The 213-nt window shown below is 41.3% G+C and carries 1 pseudogene; it reads left to right on the plus strand.

Going from position 1 to position 213, the window contains the following annotated elements:
- Nucleotides 1-213: pseudogene (locus CBI42_RS12390) on the plus strand (sigma-70 family RNA polymerase sigma factor); the annotation flags it as partial.

Here is a 213-nt window from a genome sequence, read left to right on the forward strand (position 1 = left end):
CGAGACGACAAGCAAATTGAACTGTACCAAGATGCATTTAACTTTCTATTGGATGGCGACCATGAATTGGTGGTCTATGGCGTGCTGAAGAAGCTGCACATCACAAAAGGCAATACCTACTATGATGATATGGTTCAAGAGGGGATGCTGTCCTTTGTTGAAAAATACATTCGGGCAATCAATCTCAAGAAAGAACCGGAATATTATAATGCC

The sequence above is a fragment of the Streptococcus sp. KR genome (assembly GCF_002238115.1).
Classification (GTDB): Bacteria; Bacillota; Bacilli; order Lactobacillales; family Streptococcaceae; genus Streptococcus.